Annotated in this window: 12 protein-coding genes; 5 read left to right on the plus strand and 7 right to left on the minus strand. The window is 69.8% G+C overall.

Annotation, left to right across the window (positions count from 1 at the left end; all coding sequences use genetic code 11):
• Positions 1 to 8: 8 nt before the first annotated feature.
• Positions 9 to 227 (plus strand): hypothetical protein, encoded by a 219-nt coding sequence (locus D892_RS0124715; protein WP_024803802.1) that lies wholly within the window; start codon positions 9 to 11, stop codon positions 225 to 227.
• Positions 228 to 428: 201 nt separating this feature from the next.
• Here D892_RS0124715 and D892_RS0124720 read toward each other — a convergent pair whose 3' ends face one another.
• A complete protein-coding gene (locus D892_RS0124720; protein WP_024803803.1) occupies positions 429 to 1046 on the minus strand; it encodes a class I SAM-dependent methyltransferase in 618 nt (205 codons plus the stop codon).
• A 284-nt stretch (positions 1047 to 1330) separates the two neighbouring features.
• Positions 1331 to 2728 carry a S9 family peptidase gene (locus tag D892_RS0124725; RefSeq protein WP_024803804.1) on the minus strand — a complete coding sequence of 466 codons (1398 nt, stop codon included), beginning with the start codon at positions 2726 to 2728 and terminating at the stop codon, positions 1331 to 1333.
• Between the two features lie 166 nt (positions 2729 to 2894).
• On the opposite strand from D892_RS0124725, the gene D892_RS0124730 reads away from it, so the two are divergent.
• Complete coding sequence (locus D892_RS0124730; RefSeq protein WP_024803805.1) at positions 2895 to 4145, plus strand: serine hydrolase domain-containing protein; 1251 nt, start codon at positions 2895 to 2897, stop codon at positions 4143 to 4145.
• Positions 4146 to 4164: 19 nt separating this feature from the next.
• Here D892_RS0124730 and ilvA read toward each other — a convergent pair whose 3' ends face one another.
• Both ilvA and D892_RS0124740 read right to left on the minus strand, forming a co-directional pair.
• Positions 4165 to 5520, minus strand: coding sequence for a threonine ammonia-lyase IlvA (gene ilvA / locus D892_RS0124735; RefSeq protein WP_024803806.1), 1356 nt, complete (start codon positions 5518 to 5520; stop codon positions 4165 to 4167).
• A gap of 102 nt (positions 5521 to 5622) precedes the next feature.
• The gene (locus tag D892_RS0124740) at positions 5623 to 6057 is read right to left on the minus strand and encodes a nitroreductase family deazaflavin-dependent oxidoreductase (protein ID WP_024803807.1); all 435 of its coding nucleotides are present in this window, start codon (positions 6055 to 6057) and stop codon (positions 5623 to 5625) included.
• An 89-nt stretch (positions 6058 to 6146) separates the two neighbouring features.
• On the opposite strand from D892_RS0124740, the gene D892_RS0124745 reads away from it, so the two are divergent.
• Positions 6147 to 6413 carry a hypothetical protein gene (locus D892_RS0124745; RefSeq protein ID WP_024803808.1) on the plus strand — a complete coding sequence of 89 codons (267 nt, stop codon included), beginning with the start codon at positions 6147 to 6149 and terminating at the stop codon, positions 6411 to 6413.
• Between the two features lie 420 nt (positions 6414 to 6833).
• Positions 6834 to 7871: a LacI family DNA-binding transcriptional regulator gene (locus D892_RS0124750; RefSeq protein ID WP_232236158.1), complete on the plus strand. Its 1038-nt coding sequence runs from the start codon at positions 6834 to 6836 to the stop codon at positions 7869 to 7871.
• Positions 7872 to 7911: 40 nt separating this feature from the next.
• Here the strand turns inward: D892_RS0124750 and dnaE are convergent, their stop codons facing one another.
• A complete protein-coding gene (dnaE, locus tag D892_RS0124755) occupies positions 7912 to 11460 on the minus strand; it encodes a DNA polymerase III subunit alpha (RefSeq protein ID WP_024803810.1) in 3549 nt (1182 codons plus the stop codon).
• 279 nt (positions 11461 to 11739) lie between these two features.
• On the opposite strand from dnaE, the gene D892_RS42095 reads away from it, so the two are divergent.
• Complete coding sequence (locus D892_RS42095) at positions 11740 to 12903, plus strand: DUF2235 domain-containing protein (RefSeq protein WP_024803811.1); 1164 nt, start codon at positions 11740 to 11742, stop codon at positions 12901 to 12903.
• An 85-nt stretch (positions 12904 to 12988) separates the two neighbouring features.
• Here the strand turns inward: D892_RS42095 and treY are convergent, their stop codons facing one another.
• Positions 12989 to 15412 (minus strand): malto-oligosyltrehalose synthase, encoded by a 2424-nt coding sequence (treY, locus tag D892_RS0124765; RefSeq protein ID WP_051499873.1) that lies wholly within the window; start codon positions 15410 to 15412, stop codon positions 12989 to 12991.
• Between the two features lie 37 nt (positions 15413 to 15449).
• Positions 15450 to 17612, minus strand: coding sequence for a glycogen debranching protein GlgX (glgX, locus tag D892_RS0124770; protein WP_024803813.1), 2163 nt, complete (start codon positions 17610 to 17612; stop codon positions 15450 to 15452).
• Positions 17613 to 17940: the final 328 nt, after the last annotated feature.

Here is a 17940-nt window from a genome sequence, read left to right on the forward strand (position 1 = left end):
GGCGGACGATGCCGATCACCGACTACATGTTCGCCGACGACCCGAATCGCCTGCGCGCGATATGGATCGAAGCTCGCGCCCGCCGCGGCGGATACCGCATGGACCGCAAACTCGCGGAATCGGGCGCCACCGGCCCCGACGGCTACCGCCTGTGCGACGCGGAGACAGGACACGAAGTGCTCCGCTCGGCGTACCTCGACGACCTGGAGAGGTTCTTGAACGGATGAGGGCTCATGACACTGTCGAGACCCGCCGCGACCGTGTTGCCGCTGCTAGCGTCACCGGCATGACTGCCTCCGGTTATGTGCCGCACATGTACTCGATTTCGATCAAGGGCGTGGTCGTTCGTGACGCTACAAGCGGTCGGTCATGACGTGGTTCGCACAACTGCGGGCAGCGGAGAACGAAGCCTCGCCGAGTTAGCGGGTTCAGGGGGAGACGGCTACGCCCAGATACTGCGATCCGAGGAATTTCGGGGTCGACTCCTCGTAGAAACGGTCCAGTTCGCGGATCTCGAAGTCGGCCTGTTCGATCGCGGTGTCGATGTCGCGGTTCAGATTGCAGCCGCCGAACAGGGTCTTCTGTACCGGGTTCAGCCGGTGTTGCCAGGTCTGTACCGGAGCGTCGGGGGCCAGGCCGTGCTCGACGAAGTGGAAGGTGCCGCCGGGGACCAGGACTCGCCGGATCTCGGACAGGGCGGCCGCCATCTCCGGGATGGTGCACAGGGTCCAGGTCGACAGCGCGGTGTCGAAGCTGTTGTCCGGGAACGGGAGTGACTGGCCGTCCAGACCCGAGCGGCGCACCTCGACGGTCGATTGCGCCAGCCGCTTCGCGGCCAGCCGCCAGCCCGCGTCGGCCGGTTCGACGGCGGTCACCGATTGCACGGCGGACGGGTAGTACGGCACGTTGTGCCCGGAGCCGAACCCGATCTCCACCACGCGCCCGCTGAGTCCGCCGCACACCCGTTCCCGCATCGCCGCATTGGCCGGCAACCCACACGCCACGTCGATGATCCGCGGCACCACCCGCTCGCTGTAAATACCCACCTCACCACTGTGACACGGGCGTGCCCGGACCACCCCGAATCGCCGACCCGGTCGAGGACGCGCGGTATTCGGAAGAGACGCGAGGCGTGTGCCGGTATCGACCGCGCCCGTCGGCGCAACCTTCATAGCGCCGGAACGTCGCACCGGCACGCACGCTCTGACCTGGGTACTTCTATTCGTTGGGGCGATGGTCTCGCCGTGCCGGAAGTGCCAGTGGTAGGAGCCCCAGGGTCGGTGCTGTGGTGGCCGCGCCGTATCTCGAAAGGTCGCTCGGTGCGAGGGTTCTACCCCGCCGCCGGGAACCGCCCGCCGAGCCAGCCCGTGACGTAGTCCAAGACCTCCGGGGAGACGGTGGTTTCGATCTGGGAGTACTCGGCAAGGTCGCCGGTGCCGGCGGGCTGCATGAGGTGGTTGAGGCCGTCGAAGACGTGGACGTCGGCGTCGGGGTCGGCGGCCAGCAGCCGCCGGGCCGCCGGTTCGCTCTGCCTCGCCGGGACCTGCAGGTCCTTGCCGCCGTAGCAGGCGAGAACCGGCATGCGGAGCGCCGACAGCGCCGGGGCGGGGTCGTAGGAGATGAGCGACTGGAAGTACAGGCTGGTGTACTCCTCGATCATCGCCGGCGGCATCCGCTGCTCCGGCGGGACCTTCGTGTTGACGTCGGCGAGGTAGCGGCGCACCTGCTCCGTGTCGCCGGTGCGGACGAGCGTGGAGAGCGTGCTGACGAATCCGGTCCGGTCGCGGTTCTCCTCGACGGTGCCGCCGCGCGCCGCGAGCAGCGCGCGATTCTGTTCCAGCAGCACGTCCGCGCCGTCGACGGCCGGACCGGCCATCATGATCACGAAGGCGACGCCGCTGCCGGGCCGGGACGCCACCAGGGGAGCGAGATAGCCGCCCTCGCTGTGGCCCAGCAGCCCGATCCTGGTCTCGTCGATATCGGGCCGGCCGCGCAGGAAGTCCATGCCGGCGACCACGTCACCGGCGAGGTCGTCGTAGGTGGCGTGCGCGAGCGTGCCCCCGGTGCCGCCGACGCCGCGGTCGTCGGTGCGCAGCACGGCGTATCCGGCACGGGTCAGGGCATCGGCCAGCAGCAGGAAGGGCTTGTGGCCCTGGATCTGTTCGTCGCGGTCCTGCGCGCCGCTGCCGGAGATCAGCACGACCGCCGGGTGCGGACCGGGCGCGGACGGCTGCGTGAGCGTGCCCGCGACGTTCAGCGCTCCGCTGCGGAAGCTCACGTCCTCGGACCGGTAGGGAAACGGTGGCCGCGGCTCCTGCGGCCGCGGCGGCACGGCCACCTCGCCGCGTTCGAGGGTCAGCGGCAGCGGCTGCCCCGACTGGGTGAACGTGCCGGTGATCGTCTCGGCGCCGCGGTCGTAGCGGCCCTGGAAGGTGGGCGTGCCGGGGATGCCCGGGATGGTGAAGCCGAGCTCGGCGGGGTCGCCCGAGACCTGTTCGAGCGGCCGGTCGTAGATGCCCTGCACCGGTACCGACGCGGTGGCGCCGGTCTCCGTGAACGTCACGCCCAGCGGCAGCGGCTGCTCCGGCACCGGCAGCGTGCCGTGCCACGAGCCGATCACCGCACGGTCCGCCGTCACCGGCGCGGGCTGCGGCGATTCGGACCGCGAGCAGCCCGCCGCGACCGCGACGACGAGCAACAACGGCGCCAATGATCGCAACGATCGCATAACTCACGATAACCAGTCCGGGTCCGGCGCCACGGCCGCATCGCCGGAAAACCCCAGCATGCCCGGGGCATCCGCGCCCGCACCGCCGGGTCACCGGCCGGGGGCGGGAAATCACCACTCGGACAACGTCATTGCCGCACCGTGCCGCCCGCCGTACGTTGGACAGGTGAGCAACGTCGCTTTCCCCGCCGATTCGGCGGATCTGCCCGCCGGGGTGGCCGGTCACGCCGCGCCCGGATTCGAGCCGCTGGTGCGCGCGTTCGCCGGATTCGTCGGCGGCCGGGCGGGGGCCGGTGGCGCGCTGGCGGTGTACCGCCACGGCGAGCCGCTGGTGAACATCCACACGGGCCGGGCCTCGGCCACCGCGCCCTGGACGGAGGACACCGGCGCCCTGGTGTTCTCGGCGACGAAGGGCATCGCCGCCACGGTGATCCACCGGCTGGCCGACCGCGGACTGCTCGACTACGCCGCGCCGGTGGCCGAGTACTGGCCGGCGTTCGGCGCCGGCGGCAAGCAGCGGATCACGGTGCGGCAGTTGCTGACTCACCGCGCCGGGTTGTCCGGGCTGGGCCCGGTCGCCGCCGGGCCGAGTGAGGTGCTCGACCACGAACTGATGGAGCGGCGGCTGGCCGCGGCCGAACCCGATGCGCTGCTGGGCGTTCCGACCTATCACGCGCTCACCTTCGGCTGGCTGCTGGCGGGCCTGGCGCGGTCGATCACCGGCCGCCCGATGGCGGAGCTGTTCCGCACCGAGGTCGCCGAGCCGCTGGGAATCGAGGGCATCCATCTGGGCCGCCCGCCGGCGGGCTCGCCGACCACGGTGGCGCGGATGGCGGGCTCGCGGCTCGCCGCGGCCGGTTCACCGGTCGGGTCGCTGGTCCTCGGCCGCGTCCCCGGGATTCCGGGCTGGCCGGGCGCGGTGGCGCGGTCGATGTTCCTGCCCGGCCTCGAGGCCATGCTGGAGGGCGACGAACCGCCGATGCTGGATACCGAGATGGCCGCGGCCAACGGCGTCTGCACCGCCGACGCGCTGGCCGCGCTGTACGGCGCGATCGCCTGCGACGGCATGGTGGCCGGGCGCCGCTACCTGTCCCCGGCCACCGTGCGCGCCGTGCGCCGGGTCGAGTGCTACCGGCTCGACAACGCGCTGTTCTACCTGCCGATGATGTGGCATCTCGGCTACCACTCGTTCCCGGTTCCCGGCGCCCGCACCGGATTCGGGCACATCGGTCTCGGCGGATCCTTCGGCTGGGCCGAACCCCGGCTGGGCCTGTCGGTCGGTTTCGTGCACAACCGCCTGAGCCTCGACCGGTTCGCGTGGGACCAGATCGCCTCGGCCTGGGTGCTGCCGCTGGCGGTCCGCGGCGCCCGCGCCGCCCGGCGCCCGGTCCCCGCGCCGCAGCGCCGCGCCGCGTAGGGCAGGTGCACCCGCGGGCTCAGGTCAGGTAGCGGTAGGCGGGGGAGTCGGGGTCGAGGCGCTCGCCCCGGATGGGGGAGTCGTGCATGCGCTGTTGCAGCGGTGCCAGGCCCTCGGGCGTGCCCAGTTCGATGCCGACCAGCGCGGCGCCGGTCTCCCGGTTGTTGCGCTTGACGTATTCGAACAGGGTGATGTCGTCCTCGGGGCCGAGCACCTCGTCGAGGAAGCGCCGCAGCGCGCCCGGCTCCTGCGGAAAGTCCACCAGGAAATAGTGTTTCAGCCCCTGGTGCACCAGCGAGCGCTCGATGACCTCGCCGTAGCGGGACACGTCGTTGTTGCCGCCCGACACCAGGCACACCACCGTCGACCCGGGCTCCACGTCGATCTCGGCGAGCGCCGCCACCGCCAGCGCGCCGGCGGGCTCGGCGATGATGCCCTCGTTCTGGTACAGCTCCAGCATGGCGGTGCAGATCGCGCCCTCGTCCACCTGCATCAGGCGGAACGAGCCTGCGCCCGTGGGTGATTCGGTCGTGGTCAGCAGCGGCAGCGAGGCGTGCGAGCGGACCCGGCCGCCGAATTTCGCCACCGTCGAGTACGGCAGGCCGCCGATCCGGCGCACGGCCGCCCCGTCGACGAACGGGTCGATCTCGGGCAGCGTCACCGGGCCGCCGGCCACCAGCGCCGCCGTCATCGACGCCGCGCCGGCCGGCTCCACGCCGAGAATGGCTGTGCTGGGCGACCTTTCGCGCAGATACGTCCCGATACCGGCGAGGCAGCCGCCGCCGCCGACCGGCACGATCACCAGATCCGGTGTGCCGCCGAGCTGTTCGAGGAACTCGGCGGCGATGGTGCCCTGGCCGGCCGCGGTGCGGGGATCGTCGAACGGCGGCACCATGGTGGCGCCGGTGCCCGCCACATCGTCGGCCGCCGCCTCGGCCGCGGCGTCGAAGGTGTCGCCGATCGCGATCAGCTGGACGAACGGCCCGCCGTGCGCGCGGATCCGGTCGCGCTTCTGCTTCGGGGTCGTGGTCGGCACGTAGATGCGGCCCTGGATGCCCATCGCCTTGCAGGCGAAGGCGACGCCCTGCGCGTGGTTCCCGGCGCTGGCCGCCACCACGCCGGCCGCGCGCTCGGCGTCGGACAGCTGCACGATCAGGTTGTAGGCGCCGCGCAGCTTGTAGGAGCGGACCGCGGTCAGATCCTCGCGCTTGACGTAGACGTTCGCGCCGGAGACCGTCGACAGCCGCTCGATCCGCTGCAGCGGCGTCGGCTCGATGATGTCGGAAATTCGCTTGGTGGCCGCATCGATCTCGTCCGCGCTCAGTACGGGCAGCGGACCGGACACCTTCTCTGCGATATCAAGCGAGTTCGACACCCGAACATGCTAGCTGGGTGCCCCTCGGCGCCGATCTCCGGACGTCCGGAGACGAGGCGGCCCGGCCCGCGCGAACGGGCCGGGCGACGGTGCCGGCCGGAGCTACCGCGGGGTGAGCACGAAGACCGGGATCTGGCGATCGGTCCTGGTCTGGTAGTCCGCGTAGTCGGGGTACGCCTCGACGGCCCGCTCCCACCACACGGCCTTCTCCTCGCCGAACACCTCGCGGGCGGTGTAGTCCCGCACCACGGCCCCGTCGCGCAGCTCGACGTGCGGTTCGGCCTTGATGTTGTAGTACCAGACAGGATGCTTCGGCGCCCCGCCCAGCGAGGCGACCACGGCGTACTCGCCGTCGTGCTGCACCCGCATGAGCGCGGTCTTGCGCAGCTTCCCGGTCTTCGCCCCGCGCGTGGTGAGCAGGACGATCGGCCGGCCCCCGGCCGTGCCGGCCTCGGCACCGTTCGATGCCTCGTACTTCTCGGCCTGTTTCCGGGCAAAATCCCAGGTGCTGGGTTCGTACTCTCCGATAAGCGGCATGTCCCCGACAAGGCCCGGAACGCGCGCGGATATTCCTGGGATCGAAATGTTCGTTGGACCGAACTTTGCTGTCCGTGTAGCCTGAAGACATGGTAGTGGCGGACCCTCTCGCGCGTCCCGCGGCCGTCGGCCGCCGGACGATCGATATCGCGGGCACCCCCTGGCCGGTCTACAAGCTCGAGGCCCTCGCCCTCGGGGTGGCGGTCTTCCTGCTGCTCGTTCTCATCACCGGCTCGTTGCAGGTGGCGGTGCTGTCCGGCGCGGCCGCCGCCGCGCTCCGCTGGATCGCCGGTGCCGTCCGGGGCACCGGAAGTCAGCGTTCCCACAGCCGCCACATGGCAAGTTCGGCGTCGTAACCGCCGACCCTGCGCGCGGCATCCCGAAATGACCGGTCTCGGCCGAGGTTGGCCGATCGAGTGGTAGTTGACTCGGATTCCGAGTTCCTCGAGGGCGTTTCGCAACGATCGTGCCGAGCCGTCGCTGATGTTGAGCAGATCGACCTCGGTCCAGGCGAGCTTGCCGTCGACGATCTCGTCGATGCGTGAAACGGGCACCGGCCCGACGATACGGATGTTCGGCACAGTGGGGTGCCCGGCCGGAGGTGTTAACGTTAACAGAGTCGGTGTCGTGCTCCGGCGCAGTGTCGACAGCGGTTGACGGGCAACCGGTTTCGGTGGTCGCCGAGAGCGGTGCCGGGGGCCGGTTCGGGCGAGCGCTAACCTGGAATTCGGGAACGATCGGGGCCGCGCAGGCACAGCGGCCCGGGAAGCAGGGATGTGAAAGAGCTCGCGAGCCACGGACGCGTACCGGATCGGCCGGCGGTGATGACCGACGTGGCCAAGCTGGCGGGGGTGTCGCATCAGACGGTGTCCCGGGTGCTCAACGCCAGCCCCCAGGTGCGGCCGGAAACGCGGGACAAGGTGCTGCGGGCGGTGGCGGAGCTGGGCTATCGGCCCAATGCGATGGCGCGGGGGCTGGTGAGCCGGCGGTCCCGGGTGCTCGGCGTGGTCACCTTCGACACCGTGCTCTACGGCCCGGCGAGCATGATGCTCGGCATCGAAAGGGCCGCGCGCGCAGCGGGTTACGGTGTCAGCATCGTCACCCTCGAGCGGGTCGACCGGGCCGGGGTGCTGGCGGCCGTGGATACGCTCGCCGGGCAGGGCGTGGACGGGGTGGTCATCATCGCCCCGCAGACCTCCGCCGTGGCCGCGCTGCACAACCTGCCCGCCCGGCCGGTGGCGGTCGCGGTCGAGGTGGGTCAGGACGCGCCGCTGCCCTCGGCCACCGTCGACCAGTTCGAGGGTTCCCGCCTGGCCGTGCGGCATCTGCTGGACCTGGGGCACGAGACCGTGTGGCACGTGTCCGGTCCGGGCGATTCGCTGGAGTCCCGCGACCGGATCGAGGGCTGGCGGCGCACGCTGGCGGAATCCGGTGCGACCGCCCCGCCGCCGATCGGCGGCGATTGGAGCGCGCGCTCGGGCTACGAGGCGGGCCTGGTACTGGCCGCGCAGCCGGACGTGACGGCGGTGTTCACCTCCAACGACCAGATGGCGCTGGGCCTGCTGCGCGCCTTCGCCGAACGCGGCATCCGGGTGCCCGAGCAGGTGTCGGTGGTGGGCTTCGACGATATCCCCGAGGCCGCCTACCTGTCCCCGCCGCTGACCACCGTGCGCCAGGACTTCGACGAGGTGGGCCGGCGCAGCATGGCCCTGCTGCTGCACCTGATGGAGGCCGAGGGCGAGGTGCCGAACCCGCCGCCGGTGGTGCCGACGCTGGTCGTGCGCGGGAGTTCGGCCGGGCCGCAACGGGACTGACCCGGGCCCGGCCGATGGCGCCGGCCGCCCCGTGCCGGGCCTAACTCGTCAGGCAGCCCGGCCCCAGCAGCGCCTTCAGGTCGCCCATCAGCGCCGAGGACGGTGACACCCGCAGGTTGTCGGGGATCCGCAGCATGGTGGTCTTCTCGCGGGAACCGATGTGGCGGATGTGCACATCGGCCGTGCCCGGATGGCTGGACAGCACGCGCTTGAGAGCGGTGATCTTGTCGGGGGTGCACAGCCTGGTCGGAATCGTCACCGCCAGCGGCTTTTCCACGCCGATCGAGGACAGGTCCGGCACGGCCAGATCGTTGGCGATCAGCGAGATGCGGTCGTCGCGGACCGAGACCCGGGCCTTGACCAGCACCACCGCGTCCTCGACCACGTCCATGCCGTACACCGAGTAGGCCTGCGGGAAGAACAGCACCTCTATACCACCGGTGAGATCCTCCAACTGCGCGGAGGCCCAGGGCATTCCGTTCTTGTTGATGCGCCGGGTGACCGAGGCGAGGATGCCGCCGATGGTGACTTGCGTGCCGTCCTTCACGTCGCCCTCGAGGATGGTCGGGATCGGCGTATCGGTCTGTGCCGCCAGCACGTGCGCGACACCGTCGAGCGGGTGCCCGGACACGTACAGGCCCAGCATCTCCCGCTCCAGGGCCAGCTTGTGCTTGGTGTCCCACTCCTCGTCGGGCACCTTGACATCGAAGACGCCGGCCACCGAGTCGTCACCCTCGTCGAGGCCGCCGAACAGGTCGAACTGGCCGATCGCCTCGGCCTTCTTGGTGGCCATCACCGCGTCGATGGCATCGGAGTGCACCAGCATCAGGCCCTTGCGCGGATGCCCGAGCGAGTCGAAAGCGCCCGCCTTGACCAGCGATTCGGTGACCTTCTTGGTGCAGGCCACGGTGTCGATCTTGTTCAGGTAGTCGGAGAAGTCGGTGAACTTCGACTTCTCCTTGCGGGCCGCGATGATCGAGCTCACGACGTTGGTGCCGACATTGCGCACCGCGCCCATGCCGAACCGGATGTCGTTGCCGACCGAGGCGAAGTTGTGCTCGGACTCGTTGACGTCGGGCGGCAGCACCTGGATGCCGAGGCGGCGGCAGTCGGCCAGGTAGACGGCGGCCTTGTCCTTGTCGTCACCGACGGAGGTGAGCAGCGCCGCCATGTACTCGGCCGGATAGTTGGCCTTGAGGTAGGCGGTCCAGAACGACACCAGGCCGTAACCGGCGGCGTGCGACTTGTTGAACGCGTACCCGGCGAACGGGAGGATCGTGTCCCACAGCGCCTTGATGGCGGCCTTGGAATAGCCGTTGTCCTGCATGCCTTTTTCGAAGCCCTCGAACTCGGCCTCCAGCACCTCGGCCTTCTTCTTGCCCATGGCGCGGCGCAGGATATCGGCTCGGCCGAGCGAGTACCCGGCCACCTTCTGCGCGATCTGCATGATCTGCTCCTGGTACACGATCAGGCCGAACGTGTCCGCCAGGATCTCGCGCAGCGGCTCCTCCAACTCCGGGTGGATGGGCTTGACCTCTTGCCGGCCGTTCTTGCGGTCGGCGTAGTCGTTGTGCGCGTTCATGCCCATCGGGCCGGGGCGGTACAGCGCGAGCACGGCGACGATGTCCTCGAATCCGGTGGGCTGCATGCGCCGCAGCAGATCGCGCATGGCGCCACCGTCGAGCTGGAACACGCCGAGGGTTTCGCCGCGGGCGAGCAGTTCGTAGGTCGGCCGGTCCTCCAGCGGCAAGGTGTCGAGGTCCAGCTTGGTGGCGCGATTGGACTCGATGTTCTCCAGCGCGTCACCGATCACCGTCAGGTTGCGCAGGCCCAGGAAGTCCATCTTCAGCAGGCCGATGGCCTCGCAGGAGGGGTAGTCCCAGCCGGTGATGATCGCGCCGTCCTGGGCGCGCTTCCACAGCGGGATCGCGTCCATCAACGGCTCGGAGGACATGATCACCGCGCAGGCGTGCACGCCGGCATTGCGGATCAGGCCCTCCAGGCCCCGGGCCGTCTCGTAGATCTTGTTGACGTCCTGGTTGGTGTTGATCAGCTCGCGGACCTCGGTGGCCTCCTTGTACCGCTCGTGCTCGGGATCCATGATCCCCGACAGCGGAATGTCCTTGGCCATGATCGGCGGCGGCAGCGCCTTGGAGATCTGGTCGGCGATCGCGAAGCCCGGCTGGCCGAACTGCACGCGGGCCGAATCCTTCAGCGCCGCCTTGGTTTTAATGGTGCCGAAGGTGATCACCTGGGCGACCTTGTCGCTGCCCCACTTGTCGGTGGCGTAGCGCACCATCTCACCGCGGCGGCGATCGTCGAAGTCGATATCGATGTCGGGCATCGAGACGCGCTCGGGGTTGAGGAAGCGCTCGAACAGCAGACCGTGCTGGATCGGGTCCAGGTTGGTGATGCCCATCGCGAAGGCGACCAGCGAACCGGCCGCCGAACCGCGGCCCGGGCCGACCCGGATGCCTACCTTGCGGGCGTGGTTGATCAGATCGCCGACGACCAGGAAGTACGCCGGGAAGCCCATCTGGAGGATGACCTTCAGCTCGTACTCGGCGCGGTCGATGTACTCCTGGCGCACGCCGCTCGGGAACCGCCACTCCAGCCCGCGCATGACCTCCCGGCGCAGCCAGCTGGCCTGGTCCTCGCCGTCGGGGACCGGGAAGATCGGCATCCGGTCGCGGTGGGTCCACACCTCCTCGTAGGACTGCACGCGCTCGCCGATCAGCACCGTGTTGTCGCAGGCGCCGGGGACCTGCGCGTCCCACAGGGCGCGCATCTCGTCGGCGGACTTGAGGTAGTAGCCGCTGCCGCCGAACTTGAACCTGGTCGGATCCGACAGCGTCTTACCGGTCTGCACGCACAGCAGCGCCTCGTGGTTGGTGGACTCGGACTCGTGCACGTAGTGGCAGTCGTTGGTGGCCAGCGGCGGGATGCCGAGCTTCTTGCCGATCTCGAGCAGGCCCTCGCGGACCCGGGTCTCGATGGACAGCCCGTGGTCCATCACCTCGAGGAAGAAGTTCTCCTTGCCGAAGATCTCCTGCCACTTGGCGGCGGCCTCGAGAGCCTCGCGCTCGTGCCCCAGCCGCAGGCGGGTCTGCACCTCGCCGGACGGGCAGCCGGTGGTGGCGATGATGCCCTCGGCGTACTGCGCGATGATCTCGGCGTCCATGCGCGCCCACTTGCCGAGCTGACCCTCGATGGAGGCCAGCGACGACAGTGTGAACAGGTTGCGCAGGCCGGTCGCGTTCTCCGCGACCATCGTCATGTGCGTGTAGGCGCCGGAACCGGAGACGTCGTCGCTCTTCTGGCTCGGGTCGCCCCACAGGGTGCGCTTGGTGGTGAAGCGCGACTCCGGCGCGATGTAGGCCTCGATGCCGATGATCGGCTTGATGCCCTGTTTCACGGCCGAGGTGTAGAACTCCGAGGCGCCGTACATGTTGCCGTGGTCGGTCATGCCGACCGCGGCCATGCCGAGGCGCTCCGCCTCCTTGAACAACGGCGTGATCTTCGCGGCGCCGTCGAGCATCGAGTACTCGGTGTGGTTGTGCAGATGAACGAATCCCGACGAGGCTGACACGGCTAGAGATTATGCCCCGCCACCGACAGGTTCCGGTGTACCCGGGGGCCGATCCGGCGAAAGCGCATGTGGCAGCGGTGAAGCCGTGTCGGGGCCGGTGCCGGCGGTGTCCGGATGCGGCCTGCCGGGCCGCCGCCCACTATGGTGTGTGCCCGCACGGATCCGGTGTGCGGCAACCCGATGTGCGGGAGTCATTAACGCCCGCGGGCGGTCGCCGCGATGAAACGGGTAGTTCGCTACGCGGGTTCCGTGCTAGGGAGGAGCGGGAGGATTCAGGACATGAAACGACTGGTGGTGTGCTGCGACGGCACGTGGGGGTCCGAGCGCAATCCGTCGGTGTCGAACGTGGTCAAGATCGCCGAATCGGTGCGGCTGAGTAGCACGTCGGACGCCGGTGAGCGGGTGGGGCAACGAATCTTCTACGCCGACGGGCCGGGTTCGCAGGGATATCTGACCGACAAATTGCTGGGCGGTGCGTTCGGGCTGGGCCTGAACGCGAACCTGGCCACGATGTACTGGCAGCTGGCGCTCAACTGGGAGCCCGGCGACGAGATCTTCATCTTCGGGTTCAGCCGCGGCGCCTACGTCGCGCGCAGCCTGTCCGGCATGATCAACCGCCTCGGCCTGCTGACGCCGGAGGCGATGATCGCCCGGCAGTATCCGGAGGCGCTGAAGATCTACCGGGAGCGCAAGCGGCACCCCGACGATCCGGATCCGCAGCGGTGGGCCGAGTTCCGTGAGCAGTACTGCCACTATCCGGTTCCGGTGAAGTTCATCGGCGTGTTCGACACCGTCGGCGCGATGGGCGTGCCGGGGCTGACGTCGTGGCGGTACCGCTTCCACGACGTGCGGTTGTCCCCGCACGTGCACTGCGCGCGGCAGGCGCTGGCGATCGACGATCGCCGCCGCATCTTCGCCCCGTGCCTGTGGGAGGTGACCGACGAGGCCGGCGTGCAGCGGCAGCGTCCCGACCGGGTCAAGCAGGTGTGGTTCAAGGGTGGCCACACCGATATCGGCGGCGGTCTGTCCGACAGCAGGCTGTCGGATCTCACGCTGCGCTGGATGGTGGACGAGGCCGCCGCCCAGGGTTTGCAGTTCGACCACGAGCGGCTCGAGCAGTTGATGGGGCGTCCCGCGTTCGACAGCGCCGTGCAGCCGCACAACGACGTGCCGATCATGTACCGGTTGGCGAATCTGCTGTGGCTGCTGGCCAATGCGCAGAGCCGGCGGCGGTTCCATACGGACTCCTGGCGTCGCCTGGCGGCGCCGGAGGACAAGAAGGTGTACCTGTCCTCGACGGTGGAGATCTGCGACGACTACTGCCCGCCCAATATCGAGCGGTGGCAGCAGGAGGCGGAGCGGCTGCCGGTCGAATCGGTGGAGAACGTCGTCGAGCGGCCCGCGCCGGAACCGGAACCCGAGCCCGAGCCCGTGGGGGCCTGAGCGGCCGCCGGACCCACCGTGCTGAGCGGCCGCCGGACCCACCGTGCCGTGGCGTCGCGAGCCGCCGCGCACGGCGGGCGGGCGCTCAGCGCACCAGCAGCGCCACCGGCAGCCGCGTGAACACCTTCTCCAGGCGTACCCGCCCGGAGAAGGTGTTCCCGGTCAGGCGGTCGGTCCAGGAGCCCTCGGGAAGATCGAGTGTGGTGTCGCCCCAACCGGTTTCGGCCAGTCGCACGCTGTGCCGGGTGGTGGCGACGATCACCTGCGGCGCCTCGCCGGCCCGCCCCCGGGCGTAGCAGACCAGGTGCTCGGCGGCGTCGCCGGCGGCGAACAGCGGGACGTAGCTGCCGCCGACGAAGCAGTCCGGCCGCTCCCGGCGCAGCCACAGCGCATAGGCGACCACCCACATCTTCGTCGCGCCGGTGGAATCGGGTTCCGGTGTGCCGGTGAGCGATTGCAGCATCGCCAGCCGGTGGCCGAAGTCCACCGGGCGGCGGTTGTCCGGGTCGACGAGCGAATCCTCCCACAGCTCGCTGCCCTGATAGAGGTCCGGGATGCCCGGCCCGCACAGCTGCAACAGCTTCTGTGACAACGAGTCCGACCACGCGTGCGGCGCGACCTTGGCCACCATGGCGTCGAGTTCCGCGCCGACCGGGCCGTCGATCACCACGTCCACCCAGCGGTGCAGCCGGGACTCGAAGTCGGAATCCGGTTCCTCCCAGGAAGATCGGGTGCCCGCCTCGCGAACGGCCTTCTCGGCGAACAGATGTAGTCGCTCGCGCAGCCCCGGCGTCGCGCCCGCGGACCGTCCGTCGGCCGGCCACGCCCCGAACATGTTCTGCAACAGGAACAGTGCCGTCGCGGCGTCCGGCGGCGGGGTGATCTCGTTCCACGCCGTCACCGCCCGCGACCAGGTGTCCGCGAACTGCGACAGCACCCCGATGCGGGCGCGCACGTCCTCGCCGCGCTTGGTGTCGTGGGTGGACAACGTGGTCATCGTCGCGGGCCAGCGGTGGGCGCGCTCGGCGCCGGCCAGATGGAACTCCAGCAGCGAATGGCCGAACCGGGCCGGGTTGCCGCCCACCTCCTGCAGCGACACCAGCCGCGCGGCCTGGTAGAACATGGTGTCCTCGACGGCCTTCGCCGTCACCGCGCCGCACACCTGGAAGAACCGCACGGTCGCCTCGCCACCCGCCGACAGCGCCGTCACCAGCGCCGAGAGGGGCACGGTGAGTTCGCGATTGCGCTTGCCCACCTTGGCCACGACGGTGCTCATCATCCCCGACAGCGGTGCGTAGTCGGTCCGGTAGACCGGCATGAACGACAGCACCTCGACGGTGGCGTTGGTCAGGGCCACGTCGCTGATCGCGGCGGCGTCGAATCCGCTCACCACGGCGTCGCGCTTGATCGCGGCCACCAGCCGCCGCACCTCCGGCACCAGCAGCCGCTCGGCCACCGCGCGCTTGATGCGGTGCTCGTTGTTGCCGATCCAGGCGCCGTTGCTGCCGTGCCCGCAGAACGTCCGCGACAGGCCGGTCAGTGCCGGTTCGCCGGCCGGGTCGACCAGCACCCCGCCCAGTTCGGCGAGCGCGTCGTAGCCGGTGGTGCCGTCGATGGGCAGCGTGGCGTCCAGCGGCTCCCGGATCGCCAGCACCTTCTCCACCAGCAGCAGCCGGTTCGGGCCGATCAGCCGGCGCAGCTTCGTCAGGTAGGCCGCGGGCCGGGCCAGCCCGTCCGGATGGTCGACCCGCACCCCGTCGACGAGGTCGTGCTCGCACCAGGCGGCGAGCTCGCGGTGGGTCAGCTCGAAGACCGCCGGATCCTCCTGCCGCAGCGCCGCCAGGCCCGACACCGCCATGTACCGGCGGTACGTGCAGATCCCGGCCTTCCAGCTGACCAGGCGGTAGTGCTGCTTGTCGTGGATGCGCAGCGCGTTCTCGCCGTCGGTGCCGGGGGCGATGGGGAAGCGCAGATCGTGCAGCGCCAGCATCGGTTCGGGGCCGCTGCGGTCGACGGTCAGCGCGGCCGGATCGTTCTCGCTCTGCAGCACCGGCAGCGCCAGCCGCCCGCCGGCGCCGTTGTTCTGGCTCCAGTCGATGTCGAAACAGTAGGCGAACTGCGAGTTCTTACCGTTCCGCAGCACGTCCCACCACCACGGATTGTGCCGCGCGTCGCCGACGCCGACGTGGTTGGGCACCAGGTCGGCGATCAGCCCCATGCCCCGGCTGCGCACCTCGTCCGACAGCGCCTTCAGCCCGCCCGGGCCGCCCAGCGCCGCGGACACGGTGGTCGGGTCGGTGACGTCGTAGCCGTGCGTCGACCCGGGCGTCGCGGTCATGATCGGCGACAGGTACAGATGGGAGATGCCCAGCTGCTGCAGGTATTCCGCGATGGTGCGGGCATCGGCGAAGGTGAGCGTGTCCGGGCGCAGCTGCAATCGGTAAGTGCTGCGCACGGGGGTCTTGCGGGCTATCGGGCCGGTGTTGCGTTCGGGCGTGGGGTCGTTCATTTCCATGTCTGTGTCAATCTCGGGCATGATCGGGGCCCTACGTGGTTACGCGGGCTGTCGCCTCCGGGCCCGATCGATCATGCCCCACTGCGGTACGGCGGAGCACGAGCAGGCAGCGGGCGGGCACCTCGACCGTGCTCGTTGCGGGATAGGTGGCGGGGACGAGCCCGGTGGGCGCCGAACAGTCGAGGGCGGTCGACCATTCGGCGCCGTGGTCCGGGCCGGGAACGGTGAAGTCGATGGGCGCGTCGTGGGCATTGAAGCACAGCAGGAACGAATCGTCTCGGATGGCCTCACCGCGCGGGCCCGGTTCGGCGATGGCGTCGCCGTTCAGGAACACCGCCAGCGAGCGGGCGAATCCGGTCTCCCAGTCGGCGTCGGTCATCTCCTCGCCGGACGGCGTGAGCCAGGCGATGTCGGTGACCGGATGCCCGCCGGCGGTCCGGCCGCCGAAGAAGCGCCGCCGCCGGAACACCGGATGCGCGGCGCGCAGCCCGATCGCAGTGCGGGTGAACTCCAGCAGCTCCGAATTCTTGTGTGCCAGTGTCCAATCCATCCACGACAGCGGAGAGTCCTGGCAGTAGGCGTTGTTGTTGCCGTGCTGGGTGCGGCCCAGCTCGTCGCCGTGCAGCAGCATCGGCGTGCCCTGCGACAGCGCGAGGGTCGCGATCATGTTGCGGCTCTGGCGTTCTCGCAGCGTGAGCACCTCCGGATCGTCGGTCGGGCCCTCCACGCCGCAGTTCCAGGACCGGTTGTGACTCTCTCCGTCGCGGTTGTCCTCGCCGTTGTCCTCGTTGTGTTTGTCGTTGTAGGACACCAGGTCCCGCAGCGTGAACCCGTCGTGCGCGGTGACGAAGTTGATGCTGGCGCCGGGGCGGCGCCCGGTGGCCTCGTAGAGGTCCGAGGAACCGGTGAGCCGGGAGGCGAACTCGCCCAGCGTCGCCGGTTCGCCGCGCCAGTAGTCGCGCACGGTGTCGCGGAACTTGCCGTTCCATTCCGTCCACAGGCTCGGGAAGTTGCCGACCTGATAGCCGCCCTCGCCGACGTCCCACGGTTCGGCGATGAGTTTCACCTGGCTCACCACCGGATCCTGCTGCACCAGATCGAAGAAGGTGGACAGCCGGTCCACGTCGTGCAGTTCGCGCGCCAGCGTGGCCGCCAGGTCGAAGCGGAAGCCGTCGACGTGCATCTCGAGCACCCAGTACCGCAGCGAGTCCATGATCAGCTGCAGGGTGTGCGGGTGGCGCACATTGAGGCTGTTGCCGGTGCCGGTGTAGTCCATGTAGTGCGTGGGGTCGTCCTCGACCAGCCGATAGTAGGCCGCGTTGTCGATGCCGCGCAGCGAGATCGTGGGCCCCAGGTGATTTCCCTCGCCGGTGTGGTTGTAGACCACGTCGAGGACCACCTCGATGCCCTCGGCGTGCAGGGCCCGCACCATGGCCTTGAACTCGGTCACCGCCGCGCCCGCCCGCGGATCGGCGGCGTACTCGTGGTGCGGGGCGAGATAGCCGACGCTGTTGTAGCCCCAGTAGTTTCGCAGCCCCCGGTCCAGCAGCATCCGGTCGTGCAGGAACTGGTGCACCGGCATCAGCTCGATCGCGGTGACGCCCAGCGACTTCAGGTGCTCGACGATCGCCGGGTGCGCCAGCCCCGCGTAGGTGCCGCGCAGCTCCGGCGGCACCTGCGGATGCGTGATCGTCATGCCCTTGACGTGCGCCTCGTAGAGCACCGTCTCATGGTAGGGGTGGCGCGGCGCGCGGTCGTCGGCCCAGTCGAACCAGGGGTTGATCACGACCCCGGACATGGTGTGCCCCAGCGAATCCCGGCCGTGCGTGTAGAGCGCCGGATCGTTGCCGAACTCACCCGCGAACGCCTTGCCGTACGGATCCAGCAGCAGCTTGCCCGGATCGCAGCGCAGCCCGCGCCCGGGATCGTACGGGCCGTGCACCCGGAATCCGTAGCGCTGCCCCGGCCCGACGTTCGGCAGATAGGCGTGCCAGACATAGCCGTCGACCTCGTCGAGCGGAATGCGCGCCTCGGCGCCCGCCCGGTCGATCAGGCACAGCTCCACCCGCTCGGCCACCTCGGAGAACACCGAGAAATTGGTGCCGGCCCCGTCATAGGTGGCGCCCAGCGGGTACGCGGCACCCGGCCACACGCCCAGCGGCGCCACGTCCGCGAGCCGGTGGGGCGTAACCATGCCCCCGACCCTAATCGCTGCGCGCCGCGCGGCGGTCGCTGGCCGGAGGCAACGAACGATCACGCTGAGATCGGCAAGAGCGTAGAAAAGGTCGACCGGCGAGGATTCAGCCGGAGTCGGATGCCGCCGACGGCGGTGTTGCCCGGCCGTCGGCGCCTGCTCTGCGTCGAGGGCTATGACCTGGACCGATGGGTAGCGGGCTGCGAGCTTTCGATCGAGGGTTGCCAGTGCGGCGCTGCGGGACACGAGGTCGGTTCCCATTACCGCCGGATCGGAGAGCAACCGGAGCAGGCGTGCCGAACTGCCCCGCATGCTCGGGCTCCCCGGA

The organism is Nocardia sp. BMG51109 (assembly GCF_000526215.1).
Classification (GTDB): domain Bacteria; phylum Actinomycetota; class Actinomycetes; order Mycobacteriales; family Mycobacteriaceae; genus Nocardia.

What these genes read in the sequence shown, in the direction of transcription:
- treY (WP_051499873.1), bottom strand. Translation starts at nt 15,412, where the DNA reads ATGAACGACCCCACGCCCGAACGCAACACCGGCCCGATAGCCCGCAAG.
- D892_RS0124725 (WP_024803804.1), bottom strand. Translation starts at nt 2,728, where the DNA reads ATGCGATCGTTGCGATCATTGGCGCCGTTGTTGCTCGTCGTCGCGGTC.
- D892_RS0124740 (WP_024803807.1), bottom strand. Translation starts at nt 6,057, where the DNA reads ATGCCGCTTATCGGAGAGTACGAACCCAGCACCTGGGATTTTGCCCGG.
- D892_RS42095 (WP_024803811.1), top strand. Translation starts at nt 11,740, where the DNA reads ATGAAACGACTGGTGGTGTGCTGCGACGGCACGTGGGGGTCCGAGCGC.
- glgX (WP_024803813.1), bottom strand. Translation starts at nt 17,612, where the DNA reads ATGGTTACGCCCCACCGGCTCGCGGACGTGGCGCCGCTGGGCGTGTGG.
- D892_RS0124745 (WP_024803808.1), top strand. Translation starts at nt 6,147, where the DNA reads ATGGTAGTGGCGGACCCTCTCGCGCGTCCCGCGGCCGTCGGCCGCCGG.
- D892_RS0124715 (WP_024803802.1), top strand. Translation starts at nt 9, where the DNA reads ATGCCGATCACCGACTACATGTTCGCCGACGACCCGAATCGCCTGCGC.